16 protein-coding genes, 1 other RNA gene and 8 pseudogenes are annotated in these 19944 nt (G+C 49.7%); 3 read left to right on the top strand and 22 right to left on the bottom strand.

The window, feature by feature from the left end; translation table 11 throughout:
• Positions 1-21 precede the first annotated feature (21 nt).
• Positions 22-1916, bottom strand: a pseudogene (locus JCM17471_RS00365) (M13 family metallopeptidase).
• A gap of 124 nt (positions 1917-2040) precedes the next feature.
• Here JCM17471_RS00365 and lplA point away from each other — a divergent pair.
• Positions 2041-3053 (top strand): annotated as a pseudogene (gene lplA / locus JCM17471_RS00360) (lipoate--protein ligase).
• 109 nt (positions 3054-3162) lie between these two features.
• Here the strand turns inward: lplA and JCM17471_RS00355 are convergent.
• The 7 genes and pseudogenes from JCM17471_RS00355 to JCM17471_RS00330 form a co-directional block, all read right to left on the bottom strand.
• On the bottom strand, positions 3163-3393 hold the full coding sequence (locus JCM17471_RS00355; protein ID WP_147660966.1) for a hypothetical protein: 231 nt from the start codon (positions 3391-3393) through the stop codon (positions 3163-3165).
• 15 nt (positions 3394-3408) lie between these two features.
• Positions 3409-3896: pseudogene (locus JCM17471_RS13725) on the bottom strand (NAD(P)-dependent oxidoreductase).
• Entirely contained in the window at positions 3866-4279 is a 414-nt protein-coding gene (locus JCM17471_RS13715; RefSeq protein ID WP_054776424.1) for a Rossmann-fold NAD(P)-binding domain-containing protein, read from the bottom strand. Before JCM17471_RS13715 ends, JCM17471_RS13725 begins: the two are co-directional and overlap by 31 nt.
• A 137-nt stretch (positions 4280-4416) precedes the next feature.
• Positions 4417-5543 (bottom strand): annotated as a pseudogene (locus tag JCM17471_RS00340) (THUMP domain-containing class I SAM-dependent RNA methyltransferase).
• A 113-nt stretch (positions 5544-5656) separates the two neighbouring features.
• Positions 5657-6016, bottom strand: an RNA gene (gene rnpB, locus JCM17471_RS13200) — RNase P RNA component class B.
• An 18-nt stretch (positions 6017-6034) separates the two neighbouring features.
• Positions 6035-6415: a cell division regulator GpsB gene (gene gpsB / locus JCM17471_RS00335; RefSeq protein ID WP_054776423.1), complete on the bottom strand. Its 381-nt coding sequence runs from the start codon at positions 6413-6415 to the stop codon at positions 6035-6037.
• Between the two features lie 56 nt (positions 6416-6471).
• A pseudogene (locus JCM17471_RS00330) lies at positions 6472-7038 on the bottom strand (SLOG family protein).
• A gap of 72 nt (positions 7039-7110) precedes the next feature.
• On the opposite strand from JCM17471_RS00330, the pseudogene recU reads away from it, so the two are divergent.
• A pseudogene (gene recU, locus JCM17471_RS00325) lies at positions 7111-7732 on the top strand (Holliday junction resolvase RecU).
• A pseudogene (locus tag JCM17471_RS00320) lies at positions 7725-10007 on the top strand (PBP1A family penicillin-binding protein). Before recU ends, JCM17471_RS00320 begins: the two co-directional pseudogenes overlap by 8 nt.
• Positions 10008-10075: 68 nt before the next feature.
• Here the strand turns inward: JCM17471_RS00320 and JCM17471_RS13710 are convergent.
• From JCM17471_RS13710 to JCM17471_RS14685, 14 genes and pseudogenes are all read right to left on the bottom strand, one after another.
• The gene (locus JCM17471_RS13710; RefSeq protein ID WP_156321524.1) at positions 10076-10225 is read right to left on the bottom strand and encodes a hypothetical protein; all 150 of its coding nucleotides are present in this window, start codon (positions 10223-10225) and stop codon (positions 10076-10078) included.
• A gap of 30 nt (positions 10226-10255) precedes the next feature.
• A complete protein-coding gene (locus JCM17471_RS00315) occupies positions 10256-10717 on the bottom strand; it encodes a deoxycytidylate deaminase (protein ID WP_054776422.1) in 462 nt (153 codons plus the stop codon).
• Positions 10714-11369: pseudogene (locus JCM17471_RS00310) on the bottom strand (endonuclease III domain-containing protein). Before JCM17471_RS00310 ends, JCM17471_RS00315 begins: the two are co-directional and overlap by 4 nt.
• A gap of 11 nt (positions 11370-11380) precedes the next feature.
• On the bottom strand, positions 11381-11692 hold the full coding sequence (locus JCM17471_RS14715) for a DnaD domain-containing protein (protein WP_225354044.1): 312 nt from the start codon (positions 11690-11692) through the stop codon (positions 11381-11383).
• Between the two features lie 8 nt (positions 11693-11700).
• On the bottom strand, positions 11701-11991 hold the full coding sequence (locus tag JCM17471_RS14710; RefSeq protein ID WP_225354043.1) for a helix-turn-helix domain-containing protein: 291 nt from the start codon (positions 11989-11991) through the stop codon (positions 11701-11703).
• 84 nt (positions 11992-12075) lie between these two features.
• The gene (gene asnS, locus JCM17471_RS00300) at positions 12076-13374 is read right to left on the bottom strand and encodes an asparagine--tRNA ligase (protein ID WP_054776421.1); all 1299 of its coding nucleotides are present in this window, start codon (positions 13372-13374) and stop codon (positions 12076-12078) included.
• An 11-nt stretch (positions 13375-13385) separates the two neighbouring features.
• Positions 13386-14570 carry a pyridoxal phosphate-dependent aminotransferase gene (locus JCM17471_RS00295; RefSeq protein WP_054776420.1) on the bottom strand — a complete coding sequence of 395 codons (1185 nt, stop codon included), beginning with the start codon at positions 14568-14570 and terminating at the stop codon, positions 13386-13388.
• A gap of 13 nt (positions 14571-14583) precedes the next feature.
• The gene (locus tag JCM17471_RS00290; RefSeq protein ID WP_054776419.1) at positions 14584-14823 is read right to left on the bottom strand and encodes a hypothetical protein; all 240 of its coding nucleotides are present in this window, start codon (positions 14821-14823) and stop codon (positions 14584-14586) included.
• Entirely contained in the window at positions 14820-15071 is a 252-nt protein-coding gene (locus JCM17471_RS00285; protein ID WP_054776418.1) for a cell wall elongation regulator TseB-like domain-containing protein, read from the bottom strand. Before JCM17471_RS00285 ends, JCM17471_RS00290 begins: the two co-directional genes overlap by 4 nt.
• Positions 15072-15160: 89 nt before the next feature.
• Positions 15161-15715 (bottom strand): helicase C-terminal domain-containing protein, encoded by a 555-nt coding sequence (locus tag JCM17471_RS14705; protein ID WP_225354042.1) that lies wholly within the window; start codon positions 15713-15715, stop codon positions 15161-15163.
• Positions 15601-16410: an ATP-dependent DNA helicase gene (locus tag JCM17471_RS14700; RefSeq protein WP_225354041.1), complete on the bottom strand. Its 810-nt coding sequence runs from the start codon at positions 16408-16410 to the stop codon at positions 15601-15603. Before JCM17471_RS14700 ends, JCM17471_RS14705 begins: the two co-directional genes overlap by 115 nt.
• Positions 16407-16805 carry a hypothetical protein gene (locus JCM17471_RS14695; protein WP_225354040.1) on the bottom strand — a complete coding sequence of 133 codons (399 nt, stop codon included), beginning with the start codon at positions 16803-16805 and terminating at the stop codon, positions 16407-16409. Before JCM17471_RS14695 ends, JCM17471_RS14700 begins: the two co-directional genes overlap by 4 nt.
• Before the next feature lies 1 nt (position 16806).
• Positions 16807-17847 carry an exonuclease domain-containing protein gene (locus JCM17471_RS14690; RefSeq protein WP_225354039.1) on the bottom strand — a complete coding sequence of 347 codons (1041 nt, stop codon included), beginning with the start codon at positions 17845-17847 and terminating at the stop codon, positions 16807-16809.
• 103 nt (positions 17848-17950) lie between these two features.
• Positions 17951-19918: a 3'-5' exonuclease gene (locus tag JCM17471_RS14685; RefSeq protein ID WP_225354038.1), complete on the bottom strand. Its 1968-nt coding sequence runs from the start codon at positions 19916-19918 to the stop codon at positions 17951-17953.
• Between the last annotated feature and the right edge of the window lie 26 nt (positions 19919-19944).

Genomic DNA, 19944 nt, shown 5'->3' with positions numbered 1-19944 from the left:
TATCCTTTTTTGTGATTCCGATTACCAGATGTGGATGCGTTTTTCAGGTGCTAAATACATGCCATCGCCTGGTTGCACATCGAATGTGGTGTACCATTCATCCAGGTTCTGAGGTTGCACATTGGCGCGCAACACAGCCGGTGCATGAACATCGATGCTGAGCAGTAATTGTTGATACTCAATCCGAGCCTTTTGGCGCCAGACACGGGCCCAGTTGATGAAGAACGCCTTGAGATCAACATCCTTTTCCTGCATGGCCGTTTCGAGTGCGGCCGCAAGCCCGCCGGCATCCGCAATATTTTCTGAGACGACTAACTTCCCGTTGACCTTACCAGCAGCTGTTTCTAGACCATCGAACTCTTCAATCATGGCTTGGGTCAATTGATTGAATTGCTTGTAGTCTTCTGGTTGCCACCAGTCGTGTAAGTTACCGAATTCATCGAATTGCGCGCCGTTGTTATCAAACCCATGAGAGATTTCGTGGGCGATGACTGCACCGATGCCACCCAGATTCTGACTGTCACTCTGTTCAAGGGAATAGAATGGTGCCTGCAAAATGGCAGCTGGGAACGTAATATCATTGCGTGAAGGGTCATAGCTCGCATTGACGAGGTGCCCAGGCATATTCCACGTTGTCCGGTCCACCGGTTGGGTGAGCTTGCTCAAATGGTCTTGGTGACGAATCTGAGCGAGTTGAATGACGTTGCTCAACAAGTCGCGATCACTATCGACGTGTAATTGTTGATAGATTTCGCGAGCCTTATCCGGGTATCCCATCTTGAGCACCATCTTATCGAGCTTGACCACGGCTTGATCTTTGGTCGATTGTGATAACCAAGTCGAGTTTTGTAGCCGGCTCTGATAGGTCTTGATCATGCGTTCAACAAGTGCCGTGACATCAGCCTTTGCCGCTTCACCAAAATAGGTGCGACCATAATAAATCCCAATCGGTTCACTGAAGAAGCTGTTTGCTAGCCGGTAAGCGTGCTTGATTTGGCTAGGTGCTTCGGGACTGCCAGATAATGCCCGCCCGAATTCACCACCGGTAATCCGCAAGCCGTCACTCAAATAACCGGTATTGCTGAGCAAATCGGTCACATAAGCCCACCGTTGATACAGGGTGAAGTTGGCTTCGTTGAAGAGGCCACTGAATTCTTCTAAGAACCGAGGATCACCAACAATAATGGTCTCCGGATTGTGATTGAATAGTGCGGTGGTGTAAGCTTCAAAATCAAATGGGGCCAACGCCTTAGCAACCTGTTCGAAGGATTGTGGGTTATAAGCCTTTGGATAGTCAGCCCATTCCTCGCTACTCTTGATGCGGGCCGCAATTAAGCGGTCAAAGGCTAAGGTATCATCCAGATAGGCACTCTGTTCGGCATCACTCAAATCACTTTGTGCCAAGACCTTTTCCGCCATCTGCCGCCACAAGGCAATCAGCTGTGGTCCCTGTTGATTGTCCTCGGCGTAGTAAGTGGTATCAGGTAAAATGGTGCTTGGGCCCGTCAACATCAGTGAGTTCTTGCTGGTATCTTTCATGTCGGGTTCGACATCGATGGCAATCGGTAATGGTAACAGATCACGATCTATGTCGCCCAGATGGGCATTGAAGGTGTCAAAGGTGAGTGTTTTGAACCAAGTTAAGCGTTCAATTGCGGGCGTGATGCCTAATTGGTTGCGCTGTTCAAAGTCTTTGGCAAGTTGATAGAGTTTGACCGCTTCACCGAATTCGGCGCTGGGCGCTTGTTTGCTCCCATCTGCGACCGCCGCAAAATCAGCCAGTAATTGTTTTTCGACTTCATCAGCTAAGTCCTGGAAGCCACCAGTTGCTGGTTTGTCGTCAGGAATCACCGCTGTTTCTTCCCATTCGCCATTAACGGCTGATAGAGATCATCTTGATAACGCTTTGTTGCCATATTCTCATCTTCCCTTCATCGTTCATTAACCAACAGTATACGCCACCTCGTTGCGGTAGGCAAAAAGAAATCGCTTTCCATTCGGTGTCATCTCGCGTAGAATGATTTTGAAGGAGATGTTGTTATGTATTATGTGATTATGAAGGATCATGATATTCGCCGGAACCTGGCGACTGAACAATATTTAATGAACGCGAAGAACTTCGATGAACCCCTATTGTTGTTTTATTATGAAAAACCCTGCGTGATTGTTGGCCGCAATCAAAATACGCTGGAGGAACTGAATCAAAAATACGTTGAGGACCACAATATCGTCGTGACCCGCCGCTTGTCCGGTGGTGGCGCGGTGTATCAGGATCTGGGCAATTTGTGCTTCTCATTCGTGGTAGACGCCGACTCTGAGGACTTCGGTGATTTCAAGTCCTTCACCCAACCGATTGTGGACGTTTACACCAAATGGGTGCGACCTCGGCTGAAGTGTCAGGCCGAAACGATATCCTGGTTGATGGCAAGAAGTTCTCAGGCAATGCGATGTACACCCGTAACGGCAAAACGTTCTCGCACGGCACGCTGATGCTGGATGTCGACATGGATGTGGTGCCTCAAGTACTGAATGTCCCTGAAGACAAGATTAAGAGCAAAGGTATCAAGTCAGTTCGGTCTCGTGTGACCAACTTACGCCCTTACTTAGCTCCCGAATTCCAAAACATCGGGATTGAAGAATTCCGCGATCAACTGCTCAAGGGGCTCTTTAATGTCACCGATATCGACAGCATCAAGGATAAGGAATATCACGTGACCGCGGCGGATCAAGTCGAAATCGATAAGTTGTACGACGACTACTACAACAATTGGGACTGGGTTTATGGCAAGTCCCCTGCCTTCACAGTGAAGAAGCGGCAACACTTTGATATGGGGACCGTCGATGCACGTCTCACCATTGCCAATGGCCGGATCGAGGCCATTCACTTCTATGGGGACTTCTTCGGTTCAAAGGATGCCACCGAGGTTGCCGACAAACTGCAGGGCACGATTTACGACCGTGAACACATCAACAAGGCACTGGCGAATGTTGATACCAATGGCTACTTTACCGGGATTGATAAAACCGCCCTTGTTGAGCTGATCGCGCAATAGCGACAACCAATCAAACAAAAAAGAGATTGTGACCGCCAATATTGTGGTCACAATCTCTTTTTGATTTCTTGTTAAATGAAACGCACTTGATTATCGTGTATCGAGGCGATTAATCAGCCCACTTGATTTTGGTGATTGCATAAACCTCCACGCGCTTGATGCCGCGCGCTGTTTCCAGATGGAGAATGGACCGTTCGGCGAATGGCTTCACTTGCCCTGGTTCGATTTCGGTAACGATGCCCTGATGGCTGTGCCGAGCCATTGTGGTGAGAACAACGGGCTTACCGGTCACTTGTGCTTCGTCAATCATTTGCATGGTCTGTTCTAAAGTTTGTTTCATCATCATGATCCTCCCTTAATAACCTGCGTTGAGATCTACCAAATGGGTGCGTGGTGTGTTGTTTTTGAGTGCAATCAGATTTGCTTCCAGGACTTTGAACGCCTCTTCTTTGAGGTTACGGCCCAAAGCGGAAATATGCGGGGTCAAAATCACGTGTTTGAGTTGCCGGAGTGGATCGTTTTGAGGCAGTGGTTCTTGTTCGAAAACATCGAGCGCGGCACCACTGATTTGGTTTTGCTTCAGCGCGCTCACCAGCGCGGATTGGTCGACGCTTTGGCCGCGGCCGACATTCACAAAGATCGGTTGCTTACTCAGGTGCTTGAAGAAGCGCGCATCAAAATGATGATGTGTTTGGGGTGTCAGCGGCAGCACATTGATAATAAATCCGCCTGTGCCGGGTCGGCATCCACCATGGCAACGGTGCGATCAAAAGGTGCCACGGCTTCACCATGGGTATTAACCCCAACAACAGTCACACCGAGTGCTCGCAAGTAAGTCGCAATCTGCCGGCCAATATTGCCGGTGCCGTAGACAATCGCCTGCTTATTCTCGAGGTGAAAATCATTTTGTCATCAATCACACCGCGGCCAAAGGCTAACAGATAACCCAGCACGCTTTCTGCAATCGGTACTGCATGAATGCCACTGGTATTAGCGAGCTCAACGTTCGCTGCCTTTAAGGCTGCCAAGGGAAAATAATCGACCCCCGCCGAGAAGGACTGAACAAAGTGAAACGATGGCCCCTGGTCTAAAAGCGATGCCGCTTGAGGCCCCCAACCGTACACTGCATCGATGGTCTCCGTGGCCTTGGTCACCACCTCAATTCCCTCATCAGCTAATGTCGCCACCTGCTGTTGATTGAGTCCGACAAGATCTAAAACACGCATAACACAATCGCCTCCTTGTTTCTCAGATTACCACGTGGTTTCGGTTTGTGGCAAGGCATATTGATTGCACATCTTGGCAAAATAAAAAACGCCAGTGCCCACCCCACTTAAGGGTCGATCACTGACGTTTATTTGGATTAATGTTTTGGTCGTTGCGCCCAGTATTGGAAATAATCGGTCCGCAATGTCCCGTTGTATAACTTTCGGCGCTTGGTTGCCTTTTGGCCAAAGCTGTTCTCGAAAGTCAGATCGCTGGTCAAGATATACTTACTCCAGCCGGTCATTGGGCGATAAACCTCACCCATTTCCTTATATAACTGGCGCGCCACTTGAATATCGTTCAGCCGCTTCCCGTAAGGTGGGTTGGAGACGATAACACCGCGCTCGCTCTCAGGCTTATAATCCTTAACAGCCAGTTGTTTGAAGCGCACCTGCTTCAAAACACCCGCTTGATGGGCATTATTGTTGGCGATTTCGACCATTTCTTGGTTGATGTCGGCACCCATAATGTCCAGTTGCGCATCATTTTCTTGTGCCGCCGCTTCGTCACGGACTTGAGCCAAGAGATCAGATGGCGTCAATGCGAACTGTTCGAATGCAAAATTACGGTGCAAGCCGGGCGCAATGTTACGGCCAATCATGGCTGCTTCAATCGCAATTGTCCCAGAACCGGTGGTTGGATCATAGAATGGCAAATCGTTGTGCCAATTGGTCAATAACACCAAGGCAGCGGCGAAGTTTTCCTTCAGTGGTGCTTCACCTTTGGCCACACGGTAGCCGCGTTTGAATAAACTTGGCCCAGTGGTATCGATGGTTAATGTGGCAACATCCTTTAGAATGGAGACTTCAAGTGGATAGGTTGCGCCTGTTTCAGGCAAACGACCGCGACGATGATACACCGTCGAGAGTTTTTCCACAATCGCCTTTTGGTGATCGACTGCACGTCTGGTTCAGAGTGCAGCTTGGAGCGCACGGAACGCCCTGCTACAGGGAAGGCAGCATCTAGGGGCAGGAATTCATCCCAAGGTAGAGCCTTCACCGCTTCAAACAGGTCATCGAATGTGAGAACCTTGAATTGACCTAGAACAATCTTGATCCGGTCAGCTGTGCGCAGCCACACGTTGGTTGCGGCAATATCTTTGATGTCACCCTCGAAATAGACTTTCCCATTTTCTGTGCGGGTTTGGTATCCCATTTGTTGGAGCTCTTTTGCGGTGAGTGCTTCGAGTCCAGCCGCCATCGTTGCGACAAGTTGATAGGTCAATATTCTCTCCTCTTTCATGAACCGTGGTCAAAAAAAAAAATTTTTAGACGCGAAAACGCGTTTCTAATTCAAAAAACAGCTTGGGTTGCCCCAAGCTGTGCCTGCTTGCAAATCTCTATAAGCCATGTTTTGTTCCAGTTTCCACCAGGCGTGGTCCCCTTCAGTAATCATCTATCTCAGCTTACGCTGTATTGCCGTCGGTTCAAATTCCCATGGCAAAAACGCCCCTACCAAAGTTTGGGTTACTCGCTCGCGGGGTTTACCCGTTCCACCACAACCGTTTCCGATTGTGTTTCGTCACTGTGGCACTTTTCAGACCTACTACCGCATAGTTGCCCTTAGCGGATTTAGTCGCCGTAGCCATTACTGGCCCCTAAGCTTATTGGGCTTAGCACGAACACTACAAGCATCGCAGCTTGTGCGGGCATGGACTTTCCTCAGCCTACAAAAGTAGACCGCGATTACTCAAGATTTACAAGATTATTAACAAATTAATATTGGTCGAACCCATTCGATGAGGATTGATCATCGTGATCGGCTAACTTGCTACCAAAGACATGACGTTCAAGATTACTCAAACGCTTCAAGATATCGTAATTGGTCGCAGCAGCTGTGGGTTGCGCCGTCTGGGTGACATTCTTTGAGACGCTGAGTTGCTTGGTCAATTCGTCAACGCGACTAAACAACCGTGCATTCTCTTCATTCAAACGATCGACTTCAGCCGCGTAGGCCTCGTAATCTTGAATGATGCTGTCCAAGAAAGTATCAACTTCGTCCTGATCATAACCCCGTACCTTGGTCTTAAACTTCTTATCAAGAATTGTTTTTGGGCCAAGTTGGATGTTAAATGTTGAATCTTCGTGCGTTTCCATAACAAACACCTCAATCTCCTAGACATTAGGACAACAAACATTGTACCACATGCGAACTAATTTTGAAAATAATCATTTTGCTGATCGGCTAAATTTCTTGCCTCTTCTTCCAAATCCTCGAGTGTAATCAGCGTCAATGGGTAATCATGATTCTCCTGGTAACGCTGAATCGCCGCATATTGAAACTTAGGTTTGCCTTCTACTTCGGGATCATACAGCAATAGCGCGCCGTCCGTGTGCTGGAGCATGAATTGCATATAGCCACTGAGCTGTGCCGGTTTTGATACGGTGCTTGACTGACACTGGCAGTGAAATCAACCTGCGCCTTGAGCGCACTCAGTTTGTCCTGGTTGTCTTCTTGCCAGCGGCTGCCGAAATCAGTGAATGGCGTCATCAGTGAGGTTTGCAAATCGGGATAGTCCGCCTTGAGTGCGATTCCGACCTCTAAGCCCCACTGCTCTGTCCCCAGTTCACCGCCCGATATCAGCCAAGTCATGCCGTTATCGAGCGCCTGAATCAATTGATTTTTTAACGTTTTCTTTAATAATCGGTAATTTGGGGTCCGAATCCCCGTAAACATTCATTTCGTAACTGCGATAACCTGTGAGCCAGAGTCGATCCATCCATCTCCCCCCTTCCATAAATGGCTGATTCTTGTGGACCTTGGTATAATGAAGCCCAGGAGTGTGATAACTATGGCATTTCACTACCCAAATGGTAAGCCATTTGAAACGCAAGCGCAATCCAAACTCACCCCCGACAACCAATTATGGCAGTCGTGGGATGACGCTTGAAGAAGAGATTAATCTCAGTAATCAGTATTATCTGGATGCCGATATTGCCGTGGTGCACAAGAAACCGACCCCCATTCAGATCGTGAAGGTCGACTACCCTAAGCGATCTCAAGCAGTCATCAAAGAGGCCTACTTCAGAACCCCCTCAACCACTGACTACAATGGGGTTTATCGCGGCTTTTATCTGGATTTTGAAGCAAAGGAAACCAAAAACAAGACCAGTTTCCCCTTGAAAAATTTCCATGCGCATCAGATTAAACACATGCAACAATGTTTGAAGCAAGATGGCATTTGTTTTGTCGTAATGCGATTCGTAACCCTCAAGCGCCTGTTCGTCTATCCGGCCAGTGACCTGATTGCGATTTGGCACGCGGCTACGGTTGATGACGGACGCAAGTCGATTCCATTGACCACCATCGAACACGATGGCTTTGAACTGACACCACAATTACAACCGCTCATTCCTTATTTGACGGGAGTGGATTGGTTGATCCAAACAAAGCGAGGAAAGAACCATGAGTAAACAACCGACACGCCAAAGTCGGCGGCGGGCGCAACAAAAACCCGCTCGTCGACCGATTCGACGTTTCTTCAAGTGGCTTTTGATCGGTATTGCCGCTGTCTTGGTACTGGGATTGGGCACTTTTGCCTGGTATGCCAAAGACGCCCCGACCATTAGTCAGTCGGATCTTCAAAGCGACGGCTCTTCTGGCATTTACGGTCCTGATGGCAAGCTCATCATCAGCCTGGGCCTGGAGCACCGCACCTATGTCAAATCGAGTCAGATTCCGCAACAATTGAAAGATGCCGTCGTCTCAATCGAGGACCGGCGTTTCTATCAAGAAAAGTTTGGGATTGATCCCCTACGCATTGCTTCGGCCGCTGTCGCTAATTTTACCGGTAAGAGTGATGGCCTCCAAGGTGGCTCAACCCTGACGCAGCAGTTGATTAAGTTGTCGGTATTTTCGACAAAACCAGCGATCAGACGCTGAAGCGCAAAGCCCAAGAGGCATGGTTGGCCATGCAGCTGGAACAAAAATACAGCAAGGCTCAGATTCTTGAATACTACATTAATCGTGTTTATATGAATCACGGCCAGTACGGGATGGCGACAGCAGCGAAGTACTACTACAATCGCTCACTCAGTCAGCTCTCCCTAGCACAAATCGCCTTTCTGGCCGGCTTGCCGCAATCGCCAGCCGGATATGATCCAGTCAAGAATCCAACCGGAGCCACGACTCGGCGAAATGAAGTGCTCAATGCGATGCTGCGTGACAAGAAAATCACACAAGCACAGGCCGATGCCGCAAAAGCCACTTCAATCAGTACGGGCCTCGTCGATCGGTCACAGACCCAGCAAACCACCTCTGTCACCGAAAAAAGTGATTGATCCCTATCTCACTGAGGTGGTCAAAGAGGTCAAAGCTAAGATGCATGTCAATCCCTACACTACAGGATTGAAGATCTATACCAACATCGACATGAGTGCCCAGCGGTACCTCTACAACTTAGTCAATGATGGGTCGATTGTATTCCCTAGTGATCAGATGCAGACAGCGGTGACAATGACTGATCCCAATACTGGTAAAGTGATTGCGCAAATCGGGGGTCGCAAGACCGGTGACACCCTCTTAGGCTTTAACCGTGCGACCCAGAATACGCGCAGCAATGGCTCCACAATGAAGCCATTGCTGGATTACGGTCCCGCGATTGAGTATCTCGATTATGCGACCTATCAACCACTTCAAGACACGCCGTACACCTATGCGGGCACCAATCTGCAATTGCAAGATTGGGACAAACAGTACTTGGGCACCATTACGATGCGGACCGCATTGGTGCAATCTCGTAACGTGCCTGCGATTCGGACACTCGACGCCGTGGGTCTGACCCGCGGACTCAATTTCTTAAAGGGATTAGGCATCACCTTGCCTGAGGCGGAACAAACCTTGTCCTCCGGGATTGGAGCCTCAGTCACCACCGAACAGGAAGCCGCCGCGTATGGTGCGATGGCAAACGGTGGCACGTATTATAAGGCTAGCTATATCAATAAGGTTGTCAGTCCAGATGGCTCCAGCCAGACATTTACAAGTTCGGGTTCAAAAGCGATGAAAGCTAGCACCGCGTATATGTTGACCGATATGCTCAAGGGCGTGTTAACCAGCGGGACGGGTACGGCAGCGAAGGTCACTGGCCTTTACGAAGCCGGAAAAACTGGGACAACCGAGTATACCCAGGCCGAAATCAATGCCAACCCGGCGCTTGCTGGCACCGGTATCGCCAAAGACTCTTGGTTTACTGGTTATACGCGCAACCGGGTCATCTCTGTATGGACGGGTTACGATAAGGCCACAACCGCAGGCATGAATTATACGCAGCAGACCATCGCCCAACAGATTTATAAGGCGCTGATGGCGTATGAAGCCAAATCACTGCCGAACAAGGATTGGGTGAAGCCAAGTAGTGTTGCTGAAACAACAGTCAATGGTGTTCGAGAACTCTATCTGGCAAAGAGTGCCGCGGCATCACAAACGACGGTGCCTGAGACACCATCCACGAACACACAGGTACCACAATACCAGACACCACAGTATCAAACGCCTGCACAGACGGAAACACCAGCGCAATCGTCAAGTAGTGAGGCCATTTCACAATCAGCATCGAGTCAGAGTAGCTCTGCCGCGACTGAATCGAGCGCACCTGAAGCCAGTAGCAGTGCCGAAGTGACACCACCAGAAGAATCCAGCTCGGCGGCACCGCCAGCGGAATCGTCTAGTGAAGCGAGTGCCACACCTTAAGTCGAGACCAAAAGAAATAGGCGGTATCACCCCACAAAATGGGATGATACCGCCTATTTTTAATGTGCTTATTGTCGCCGGTGCTGATTATCGGGCAGCCAGATGAGAACTAAGAAAGCGGCCCCTAGTAGCACTTGCAAAACTGTTGTATCGGGAAACAAAAAATGCATCGAGAAGATGACCAGTGCGAGTACCGTTAACCCTATTTTTCGTTGCATAGCGATTCAACGACCTTTCATTGAGACGCATTATTCCTGACTTCCTTGTTCGACAATGATGTGATGGGTGGCGAATAACTCTTCGGCGTACGGATCGTTGCGATAAGGCTGGCCGTAGACAACGCGTTTGACGCCTGCTTGAATCATTGCCTTGGTGCAATTCAGGCAGGGATAGAATGTCACATACACAGTGGCGTCTGCACTGGATACCCCGTTTGCGGCACACTGCAAGATGGCATTCATTTCAGCGTGAATAGTGCGAATACAGTGGCCATCCCGCATGAGGTGGCCAACCTCATCACAGTGTGGATCACCGCTGATGCTGCCGTTGTAGCCGGTAGCGATAATGCGATGATTGCGAACGAACACAGCCCCTACCGTCGCGCGTTCACACGTGGACCGCGTCGCAATTGATTCAGCCAAGGTCATAAAATATTGATCCCATGATTCACGGGATTGGTGACGTTTTGAAGGCACAATTTGATCAGTCATTGGCGGCGCTCCTTTTTACTGACGGGATGATAGAGCGGAATGAATGGTTCCCACTCAGGTGTGTCGGGAAACTTTGGGTTTCTGGCGGAAAGCCATTCCCGGCCAAAACGAATCAGGCTGCGGTGCAGGTGAATCCAAGTATCTTTAGGCATCAAGTGCTCGAGATAGGTTTGCGCCTGTGCTGGTGTGGCGGTCATGGGTACCATGCCAAAGCCGGTCACAATACGCATGATGTGCGTATCCACCGCGCGCCCGGGATGCCAAACGCATCGGTCAAGACAACCGTGGCGGTCTTTTGCCCCACGCCCGCTAGACTTGTGAGGTCCGCGCGGGTATTGGGTACTTGGCCGTGGTAGACGGTCACTAGGCGTTCACTCATTGCCTTGAGGTACTTGGCCTTGTTTTTGTATAAACCTAAGCGGTCAATCAACGCTTCAATGTCAGCCACACTGGCCGAAGCCATTGCTTCTGGCGTCGGATATTTCGCAAAGAGTGCCGGTGTGATCGCGTTGACCGCGACATCGGTCGTCTGAGCGGATAACAATACTGCTACCAAGATCTCAAAAGCGTTACGCGAATTGAGCGTTGGTGTCGCATTCGGATATAAGGCCATGATTTGATTCAACAACTGTTGCGCTAACTTTGGGTCCATGAACTCCCCTCCTACAAACCGTTTTGGCGATCTTTATCCGCTTGCACCTGTTGTGGTGTGGTCAGATGCCGCTTCTCCCAATTGATTAAGACGCGGTCCATGTAGCGGAGTGAATAGGCCTGATTCAGCACGGCTTCACGCAAGGCCAACTGAATCATTTCTGGTGCATAGTGATCCTCTTCTAGCCAGGCGCGAATCGTCTGTTGTTCTATTGGTGATAGTGGCCGGCCAAATTCGACTTCAACCATTGAAAATAAAGAACTGCCCTGCGCTGGTTCCGGCTGGCTTGCCTCAGCTGTCTGTGTCCCGAGCAACTGAATCAACAAGGGACTCAGGTCATAATGATCGCTGGTCTGGCCGGCATGGTTGACCGTGCTGGTGAGTTGGATTGCCTTTTTTGAATCAGGTTATTGATAACCGCGAACAAATCAGCCTGTGAGAGCTGGGTCAGATTGGCAATGGTGGCCAAATCAGGCGCTTCTTGATGATTCTGTTGCCAGTAACTCAGATAGAGATAGACAACGAGTTCATTGATTGTCAGTCCTGTCTGATTGAAGTGTTCAAGAATGAGATTCGACACACTGGTTGAACCAGCGGCCATGAAAGCATCGAGATCGGACACGGTGTAACTCCCTTCAAAACAAAGTGACACAAAAAGGGTTTTGACAACATTGTCCAACCCTTTTTGATAAGTATTTGTGCTGTGTTATGGCTTGATCCGGTTGATCATGCGTGGGAATGGAATGGTTTCGCGCAAGTGATCCAAGTGGCAGATCCACGTGATTGCACGTTCGAGACCTAAACCAAATCCAGAGTGAGGCACGCTCCCATAACGGCGTAAGTCTAAGTACCATTGATAGTTTTCAAGATCCAAACCACCCGCTAAGATGCGTTCTTCGAGTGCATCGTAGTCGGTTTCACGTTCGGAACCACCGATGATTTCACCGTAACCTTCTGGCGCCAGCAAATCGGCACACAGATAAACGTCGTCACGATCAGGATGTGGCTTCATATAGAATGGCTTGATGGACTTTGGATAATTCAAGATGAAGACAGGTTGTTCGAATTGATCGGAGATGAAGGTTTCTTCAGGTGAACCAAAGTCATCACCCCACTTCACATCGAAGTCGTTGTCTTGCAACATGGTGATCGCATCATCGTAGCTCAAGCGAGGGAATGGTAACTTGGTGTACTTCTTCAATTGGTCGACATCGCGATCCAAAAGCTTCAGTTCGTATTCGCAGTGATCGATCACTGATTGGACCAAGTAAGCGATGTAGCGTTCTTGAACCTCTAAGCTTTGGTCCTGATGCATGAAGGCCATTTCAGGTTCAATCATCCAGAATTCGGTCAAGTGACGACGTGTCTTACTCTTTTCGGCACGGAATACGGGACCGAATGTGAACACCTTACCATACGCCATGGCGCCCGCTTCAGCGTATAACTGACCGGATTGACTCAAGTAAGCTGGTTGATCGAAGTAATCTGTTTCGAATAATTCAGTGGTGCCTTCTGGTGCTGAACCCGTCAGAATTGGCGCATCCATCTTGATGAAGCCTTCATTGTTGAAGAATTCATAGGTTGCGCGAATCATTTCGTTACGGATTTGTTGGATCGCAAATTGGCGCTTGGAGCGCAACCATAAGTGACGGTGATCCAGTAAGAATTCGATCCCGTGTTCCTTAGGTGTGATGGGATAATCACTAGATTCACCGATCACTTCAATGTTGCTGACTTCAATTTCGTAACCAAAATGGCTCCGTGAATCTTCATGAATCACACCGGTAATCCACATGCTGGTTTCTTGGCGGAGTTCTTTCGCAACTTGGAACATTTCCTCGCCCACAGCATTTTTGACAACAACACCTTGGAAATAAGCACTGCCATCGCGCAATTGTAGGAATGAAATCTTCCCACTGCTCCGCTTATCGGTTAACCATGCCCCAATTTTAACTTCTTGGTCGACGTGGTCTTTTGCATCAATAATTCGAATTTGTTCCGTCATAAATACGCTCCCTAAATCATAGTTTTGGTGACAAATGCTTGCATGCGATTAGCAGCTTCTTCGAGACTTTCAAGATCCTTGGCATAACTGATCCGCGCATATTCGGGCATCCCAAATGCGCGTCCTGGAACAATCGCAACGCCTGTTTCAGCCAGTAATGCGGCCGCAAAATCATCTGTTGTCGCATAGTTCAACAGTTCCACTGTGCGCTTAATCTTTGGAAAAAGATAGAAGGCGCCAGTTGGTTTCTCATCGAGATCGAACCCAGGAATTGCGGCAATCAATGGATACAGGCGGTTTAAGCGCGTTTCAAATGCCTGCCGCATGGTTTCCACAATGCCTTGATCGACCGTATAGGCTGCAATCGCCGCGTACTGGCTGACCGTTGCTGGGTTCCCAGTCGTGTGGCTGAGATAAGCGCTGAATGTCTGCATGAACTTGGCCGGTCCCGCCACATACCCGATGCGCCACCCCGTCATCGCGTAGGTTTTGGAGACACCAGAAATCAAGATGGTATTAGCCGTAATCGCAGGATCGATACTAATCATCGAAGTGAAATTAGTTCCATTATAGACAAGATCGCGGTAAATATCATCCGCAATAATCAAAATTTGGTGTTGCACCGCCCAATTCCCAATCAGGGTCAACTCCTGCTTAGAGTAGACGACGCCGGTTGGATTCTGGGGACTGTTCAAAATAATCGCGCGGGTTTTATCGGTCCGGGCCGCTTCCAGTTCATCAACGGTGACCTTGAAGCCAGACTGTGAAGGCACCAGGATGGGTTCACCCTCAGCTAAGCGCACCTGTTCAACATACGAGACCCAATAAGGGACCGGAATCAAGACGTTGTCACCCGCATTCAAAATCAAATTGAAGACACTGGCCAAGGCGTATTTTGCCCCGTTAGTAACCGCGATTTGATCAGGTGAGTAAGTGACACCATTTTGTTGATAGATGTGTTGGCTGATGGCTTCCCGCAAGGCTGGCAATCCATTAGCTGGCGTATAGAAACTAGCTGAGCCGTCATTAATGGCGCTGATGGCCGCATCCTTGATCACGCGTGGTGTTGTGAAATCAGGTTGTCCAATCGACAAATCGATCACGTCTTGCCCACTTTGTGCAAGTTGCTGCGCTTGTCGGCTGAGTGCGAGTGTCGCGGAGGGTTGAAGTTTACTAACCCGTTTTGCTAAATGCATACTGCCATCTCCCTTAAATATTTCGAATGGATTGGACTTGATTGCCCGTCTTGAAATTGTAGCTCACATAACCCAATTTACCGTTTTGATCCAAGTAACTGACATCCCAAATCACTTGCTTGCGGCGTTCACCCAAAGTGACACTCAGAATCTTCTTAGGTTGATACGTGGCCGCTTGTGCTCTGGCCTTGGCTGGTGTGATGCCGTCTTTTTGATTCAACACCACAACCTTGCCATTACTTTGGCGAATCAAACATAAACCGGCCGTTTGTTCTTGGTCGTGCCAGCCACTGTGAGGTAGCTAGCACCGTGCGTGAACCAATAGAATTGATCCACTTGCGTGAGTCCTGCTTGCTTTGTCGCGATTTGAATCGCTTCGCGGCGCAGTTGATTGCGCGGCGCTTGTGCTCTGTAATACCAACCAGAGAAACCGGCAATCAGTAACACAACGGGTAAGATCCAAAGCCATTTGCGCCAACGGGGGCGTTGTTGTCGCCGCATGTAACCACCTCTTTATCCTTATTCTTTGTCTTGACCGAGCCAGTCTGCCTGGTAATCGGCGATGGTGGCAATATCGAGCACCATCGGTTTCAGGTTTGGCAGGGCTTTTTGCATTTTTTACCGTAACCATTATTGATCAAGCGATCATCCAAGACGATGAACACACCCTTGTCTGTTGGCCGTCGAATCAAGCGGCCAAAACTTTGGCGCAGGCGCATGGTCGCGCGTGGCAGGGCATCGACTTGGAATGGATTCTGATGGGCCGCCGTGAGTTGGGCGTAGCGCGCCTTCACATCGGGTTGATCAGGTGAATCAAACGGCAGGCGCGTCAAGATGATACGTTCCAGCAGGCGATCAGGATAATCGATGCCTTCAAAGAAGCTTGCCGCTCCCAGCAGCACGCTGTTTTGGCCCAATGCGAAGCGCTTCGCAATCTTCTCAGCAGAACCGGTGACGCCTTGCGCCAAAATCTCACGATGCGCGCCGATTGGGAGTTGGTTCAGGCGATGATAGACGGCCTCTAGTGTGCTCAATGAATTGAACAGGACCAAGGTTTGGGCTTCATCGTCCGCCAGCTGATTGATGGCATTGGCGAGTTGGGTCGCATAATCGTCACTACCGACTTGTGGTGAATCAGATGCCACGAAGAATTGTGCCTGTTGTTTGTAATGGAACGGGCTGCGCAACTTGAGCTGATGGTCCTCATCAGGTGCGGGATAGCCCAATTGTGAGGCAAAGAAATCAAACTGCGGTCCACTTGAAGTGTGGCACTGGTTAAGACGACGCTTTGATAAGGTGACAGCAGCGTCTTCAGCGTCGGCGCGATGACAAAGTTTTGCCAGTGAAGCTTGATGCTGAAGATATCATCGATGTGGCGCATGGTCAGACGACTGACTTGGCTGCTGCCTTGAATCAAGGTCTCATGACTGGCAATAAAGGCCTGCAGTGGCTCGAGCAGGTTCGTCAATTGGTTGAGATGAGCCTCCAGACTTTGGAAAAGCTGATAATCACTTTTGACAAAGTAGTTCAGCCGCCGATGAAAATCAGTCGGTAACTGGTTAGCTAACGTCAACAGTTGTGGGATCAGCTGTGCTAGGCGCTCGAGTTCTTCCCCCACCTGCGCATAGAGCTCGCGCAAGGCGTTCTGGCTGAGGGGTTGGACTAACGCGTTTTGCCGGCGCATCTGCTTGAAGAAATGCCGATACAGTTTGCCCATGACATTATCGATAATCGCACTACCCTCTTCCACCGACGTGATAATACTGCGCAGCTGGTAGCTGATAACTTGATCATTGGCATAGGTCGTCATCAATTGGGGTTGCTCGGGATGTGAGATCACTTTTTAATCTGTTCCATGGCGCGCTTAATGCCGCCCAAATCGACGGTCTGTGCTAATGCGGAAACCGCGACATCGGGCAGCTGGTGCGCTTCATCCACAACCAAATAGCCCATCTTTTCAGGCTGGTGCCGCACAAAGTAGGCGTGATTCGTGACCACAATGTGTGCTTGCTTCAGTTGGTTTTGAATCTGACCATAGAAATCAACCGCAAAGTACGGATTGGTTTCGGGGCTACCGAAGTGGCCGGTGTGGCGAATTTGCGCAAAGAGCGCGGACTGATCATTTGTCAGTCGCAATTCATCGAGATCGCCGGTCCGAGTTTGGGTGAGCCAGACTAAAAGTTTTAACTGCAGCAACCGCGTCAATCGATTCTGTGTGGTCTGCGCCAACGTCAAGTCAAACTGGTGTAAATCCAGATAATGACTGGCCCCTTTTAAGGTGACAGTGGGCAGTTCTTGATGCAGTGTTTCTGCCAGAGCGGGTATCGTCTGGTTGACCAGCTGATCTTGTAAGACCAAGGTGGCGGTTGTAATCACCAACTTGTGCTGGGGACTTGCCAGATAAGCATACGGCAAGAGATACCCAAGGCTCTTCCCCCATGCCGGTCCCGGCTTCAATAAAGAGCGGTGTGTCAGATTCAGCGTGCGCATAAATCGCATCCATCATCTTTCCTTGCGCCTTGCGGAACCGATAAGTAGGTTTGAGCAGTTGCCGTTTCTGGTCGTCTGTCTGGGGATAGGCCGCGTGGTTAATCGTGTCGACCAGATTCAATGGCCGGCGCAAAATAAACCGTCCCACCTGTTGCAGACTGTCAGGTAAGACCCGATTCTTTTGTTCGTAAACCTTGAGGTACTGGCCGGTTTCGCGCAAGAAAATCTCGGGATGTGCCGTCAACTGTGCCTGCGTGTGGCTGGGCAGATGTTGAAAACGCTTGGTCAAGTTGAGTAACAACTTGGCCGTGCTGACAGCATCACTGTCGGCGCGGTGCGGATTGTCGTGTTCAATACCTAACATGCTGGTGAGGTCGACCAAGCGATAACTCCCCGTTGTCGGTAAGAGCACCTGAGCTAATTCCACGGTATCAATCCCGGGATTGTCCAGTGCAGGCAGTCCGATGCGCTCGAATTCAGCACTCAAGAACGGATAGTCAAAATTAATATTGTGCGCGACAATCACCGTGTCTTTCAACATGGCTGAAAGCACGGGTCCAATTTCCTCAAAATAAGGTGCTGTGACCAGCATTTTGGGTGTGATTGCCGTAAGTTGTTGAATGCGGCGTGGCACATCGCGATCCGGGTTGATCAGTTGTGAGACGGTCTGGATAATTTGGCCAGACTGAATCAGTGCAATCCCAATTTGGATCACACGGTCACCCGAGTTAACGCTTGTTCCTGTTGTTTCTAAATCAATCACCGCATAAATGGTGTCGGTGTTCATGTTTGTTCCACCAAAATTCTATGATAGTTTCATTTAATCATACTATTGATTCCCGGCCTTGACTAGCCAAGGCGCGAGAATTCTGTTCGGTTTTATCAAATATCTATAATTGAGCCATTGTGCAATAAGACGAGCTTTTTTGAATGACTGGCTGAGTGGTCAAATGATCGAGTGCTTCGGCATAGAGATTGAGCTGGCCGCGATAGCGTTCAAGCATTGTCTCAACCTCGGGATTGTGATCGGTCTTGTAGTCAAACAAAATCAGGCCTTCTGGTAATGTGAGATAGCCATCAATAATCCCGTGAATCAGGACTTGCTCGTCTTCATTTTGCATTTGGGCAAACAGTCGGCTCGCTGGGAGCAACATCGAGAATGGTACTTCGCGCTGGACATCATCAGCGTGCGCAATCAGCAACTGACCAAATGGTGTCGTAAAGAAATTGAGCACTTGGTTCTGATCGATTTTGGCAGCGACTTCCGGGGCAATCACACCGTCTGTGGCCAATTGAGTGACCAGCTGGTTGACACTGTCGGCGGTGATTGGCTGTGTCAAATCGATTTCTTGGAGCACCAGATGCGTGGCCGAGCCAATCGCAGTGGCACTGACTGTGGTGGCTTCACTGAGAAATGCTGGGGTCACAAAATCGGATTGATAGCGATGTTGCTGCAGGTAGTCCAGCCGTTGATCGGTCAATTCGATGGTATCGGGATCATCAAAGGCCCGCTTGATTTCAGAAACGGCTTGAAAGCCGGTAGTTTGACTGGCCGCAAGGTGCGGATACTGATAGTCAAAGAAGGTATGCAGGTCGATTGATTCGGCCTCATCATGAGGCATGATATCAGGTTCACTCGCCTCTTGGACTGCAATTTCGCCACTGAATTGCAAGTTAAAGTCGTTGTGGCGGCTCGCCCAGCGTGACAGCAATTGAATCGGCTGTTGGGCGTCTGGATGACGCATTAGACTGGGTCCAATCCAATCTAGATAACTGTGGCCACTGGACCGAACGAGCGGTGACAAGACCGTCTGCTGCCCATCAGCTTGATCTGACCAAACCTCACGTTGCTTTTCCGCTGCCGCACCAACTAGAATCAGGCGTTGTTCCGCACGGGTGAGTGCAACATACAAAAGCCGCATTTCCTCAGCCTGCAGTTGTTGCTTGAGTTCAGCCTTAGCGAGTTCCAATTGTGGGAGTGGAAATTCCATGTGGGTTGCCTGGTCATACCATTTGATCCCAATCTGTTGCGCCGTCAGTGCGATGCGTTGATGGGTGTCCTGCTCATTGAATCGCTTGCTGGTATTGAGCAAGAAGACGACGGGGAATTCAAGCCCCTTACTCTGGTGAATTGTCATCACATGAACGGCATTGACGTTAGGATCAAGGACCACGGGTTGTGCCAGATCCTGATCACCACGTTGCATCAGTTCAACAAAGTGGACGAAGGGAAATAAACCCTTAAACCCATTTTGCTCATAGGTGTGGGCCCGCTCATACAACGCCCGCAAGTTGGCTTGACGCTGTGGGCCACCGGGCATGCCACCGACAAAATCGAGGTAGCCCGTTTCCGCATAGATGGCCCAGATCAAGTCGACCAGTTGATTATTGCGAGCGAGTTCTCGGAACTGATTGAGTTGCGTCATGAAGCGCTGAAGCTTGTGGTAGGTTTCTTGTCCCAGCGGTGTCAGCGTGGACTCATCTTGGGATAGGAACGCGCTCACCGCATCATAGTACGGTTGTGAGCGGTCAGCCAAGCGAATCAAAGTGAGCTGATCGGCGGTGAGGCCAACAATTGGTGACCGCAAAACCGCGACCAGAGGGATTTCCTGCTTGGGATTATCGACCACGCGTAACAGCGACAGCATCACTTGTAACTCGGTGGTCTTGAAGTAATTCTTAGCGTCGGGCAGCACCAGTGGAATCGCAGCCTTAGCGAATTCATCTTGAATCACGGTGTTTAGGCTACGCGAGCGGGTCAAGATGGTGATATCGCCATAGGTGACGGGGCGCAGCTGCTGTTGCTTACGGTCATAGAGCATCGCAGGCTCTGCCATCATCTGTTGAATCTGTTGCACCACCAATTGCACCTGACCGCGATCTT

The organism is Lacticaseibacillus saniviri JCM 17471 = DSM 24301, from assembly GCF_001311785.1.
Taxonomy (GTDB): Bacteria; Bacillota; Bacilli; order Lactobacillales; family Lactobacillaceae; genus Lacticaseibacillus; species Lacticaseibacillus saniviri.
This window is presented reverse-complemented; position numbering and strand designations above follow the sequence as displayed.